Below are 2,827 nucleotides of genomic sequence, written 5' to 3'. Positions count from 1 at the left end.
CATCAGCAGCAGCCGGCTGTCCTGGGCCAGCGCCCGCGCCAGGGCGACCCGCTGGCGCATACCGCCCGACAGCTCGTGCACCCGCTTGCCGTAGGCCCCGCCCAGCCGGACCAGCGCCAGCAGTTCCTCGGCCCGGCCGCGCCGCTCCGCCTTCGCCACCCCGCGCAGCTTCAGCGCGAGTTCGATGTTCTTGCCCGCGGTCAGCCACGGGAACAGGGCGTGCTCCTGGAACATCAGCGCCGGACGTCCGTCGGTGCTGATCGTGCCGGCGCTGGGCCGGTCCAGGCCGGCGACCAGGTTGAGCAGGGTGGACTTGCCGCAGCCGGAGGCCCCGAGGAGGGTGACGAACTCGCCGGGGGCGACATCGAGGGAGATGTCGTCCAGGACGAGCTGCTGTCCGGCGGGACCGGCGAAGGACTTCGAGACGTGCTCGATGCGCGCGGCGTGCCCCACGGACGCATCCGTGCCGGCGGCCTTGGCGAGGGTGGTTGCCATGGTCGTCACCTCCTGGGAACTCATCGGATGGGCTGCGGGGTCACCGGGCGCCGAGACCGGCGTCGTCGACCGCGTCCCGGCCCTCGGCGTCGAGGACCCGGTTCAGCGGGGCGAGGTCGTAGATGCCGTTGAGGTCGGGCCGTTCGAGCAGACCGGCCTTCACCGCCTGCCGTGCCTGGGTGCGCAGCGTGGCGGCCAGCGGATCGTCGGTGAAGTCGATCGAGGGCCAGGCCGCGTCGACGACGTCGGCGGGCAGGGCCTTGCCGGTGTCCGCGGCGAGCTGGGCGTTGGCCGCGGCCTTCGCCTCGTCCGGGTGGGCGGCGATCCAGCGGTTCGACTCGACGGAGGCCCGCAGTACGGCCTCCACGGCCTTCGGGTGCTCGTCGAGGAAGGTCTGCGACACGATCACGTTGGTGATCACGAACTCCTGGTCCGGCCACAGGTCGGACTCGTCCAGCAGCACCTTCCCGCCCTCGGCGACCAGCTTGGAGGCGGTCGGCTCCGGCACCCAGGCACCGTCGATCGACCCGGACCGGTAGAGGTCGGGCGTGACCTTGTTGTCGGAGCGGACCACCGACACGTCACCGGTGCCGCTCTGCGCGTCGACCTTCCAGCCCTGCTCTGCGGCCCAGTTCAGGAAGGCCACGTCCTGGGTGTTGCCCAGCTGCGGAGTGGCGATCCGCTTGCCCTTGACGTCCTTGAGGGACTCGACCTTCTCCGGGTTCACGACCAGCTTCACCCCGCTGGAGGCGGAGCCGGAGATGATCCGCAGGTTCTCGCCGTGCGCCTTGACGTACCCGTTGACCGCGGGGGACGGCCCGATCCAGCCGATGTCGATCGACCCCGAGTTCAGCGCCTCGATCTCCGAGGGGCCGGCGTTGAAGGCGGCGTACTTCACCGTCGTACCGCCCAGCTCCTTCTGGAAGATCCCCTCGTGCCGCCCGACCAGGGCGGTGGCGTGGGTGAGGTTCCCGAAGTAGCCGATGCGCACCGAGTCCAGACCGTCGGTCCTCGCCGCCCCCGGGATCGCCCGCTCGGTGTTCTCCACCGCCTGGGAGCCGTAGCCGCACGCGGCGGCGAACGCCAGCGGCAGTACGGCCAGTACCGCGAGGGTACGGCGCGGGGCGGGGGAGGCAGACACGGGAGAGGTTCCTCTCGGTGGCCCGGCCGGCGCCCGGTTCAGGCGCGGCCGGGGGAACGGCGGACGTACGGGGGGCGGCTGGGGCCTGCGGCCGCTCCGCCCCGGGGGCACACGGTCAGAAGTCCCAGCCGTCGTCCTCGGCCGCGTCCTTGACGGGCTCGGGGGAGGCGAAGGACTCACCGACCATGCCGGCGGTGAGCGTGGTGCCGTCGCTCGGGTCGATCAGGATGAACGAGCCCGTGCGCCGGGAGTCGGCGTAGGAGTCGACCGGCAGCGGCTCGGCGGTACGGATCTTCACCCGGCCGATGTCGTTGGCGACGAGCCGGCCCGGGTGCGGGTGCAGGGACAGGTCGTCCAGCGTGAGCCGGGACGGGATGTCCTTCACGATCGCCTTGACCGTGCGGGTGCCGTGCTTGAGGAGCACCCGGTGGCCGACGGTGAGCGGCTGGTCGGCGACATGGCAGACGGTGGCCTCGAGGTCCTGGGTGGTGGCCGGGGCGTCCTTGGTCGGCACCAGCAGGTCACCGCGGGAGATGTCGACGTCGTCCTCCAGCAGGACGGTCACCGACTGCGTGGTCCAGGCGACGTCGACCGGCTTGCCGAGCAGGTCGATCCCGGAGATCCGGGAGGTACGGCCGGACGGCAGCACGGTGACGGCCTCGCCGACCCGGAACGAGCCCGCCGCGATCTGGCCCGCGTAGCCGCGGTAGTCGGGGTGCTCGGCGGTCTGCGGGCGGATCACGTACTGCACGGGCAGCCGCGCGTGGCAGTGGCTCAGGTCGTGGGTGACCGGCACGGTCTCCAGGTGCTCCAGCACCGTCGGGCCGCCGTACCAGTCCATGTGGGCGGACGGCTCCACCACGTTGTCGCCCTCGAGGGCCGAGATCGGGATCGCGGTGACCTCGGGGACGCCCAGCTCCGTCGCGTACGCGGTGAACTCCTCGGCGATGGAGGCGAACACGGCCTCCTGGTAGCCGACGAGGTCCATCTTGTTGACGGCGAGGACGACGTGCGGGACGCGCAGCAGCGCGGCGAGCGCCGCGTGCCTGCGGGTCTGTTCGACGACGCCGTTGCGGGCGTCGATGAGGATGACCGTCAGTTCGGCGGTGGAGGCGCCGGTGACCATGTTGCGGGTGTACTGAACGTGGCCGGGGGTGTCGGCGAGGATGAAGCGGCGTCGGGGGGTGGCGA

The 2,827-nt window shown here is 71.8% G+C and carries 3 protein-coding genes; all 3 read right to left on the bottom strand.

The window, feature by feature from the left end; all coding sequences use genetic code 11:
- The coding region (locus ABT296_RS38510; RefSeq protein ID WP_351934797.1) for an ABC transporter ATP-binding protein at positions 1-495 on the bottom strand (495 nt) is incomplete at its 3' end.
- Between the two features lie 40 nt (positions 496-535).
- Positions 536-1,636, bottom strand: a complete 1,101-nt coding sequence (locus ABT296_RS38505; RefSeq protein ID WP_351934795.1) for an ABC transporter substrate-binding protein — start codon at positions 1,634-1,636, stop codon at positions 536-538.
- Positions 1,637-1,751: 115 nt separating this feature from the next.
- The coding region (locus ABT296_RS38500) for a sulfate adenylyltransferase subunit 1 (protein ID WP_351934793.1) at positions 1,752-2,827 on the bottom strand (1,076 nt) is incomplete at its 5' end.

The sequence above is a fragment of the Streptomyces sp. NPDC000983 genome (assembly GCF_040299205.1).
Taxonomy (GTDB): domain Bacteria; phylum Actinomycetota; class Actinomycetes; order Streptomycetales; family Streptomycetaceae; genus Streptomyces.
This window is presented reverse-complemented; position numbering and strand designations above follow the sequence as displayed.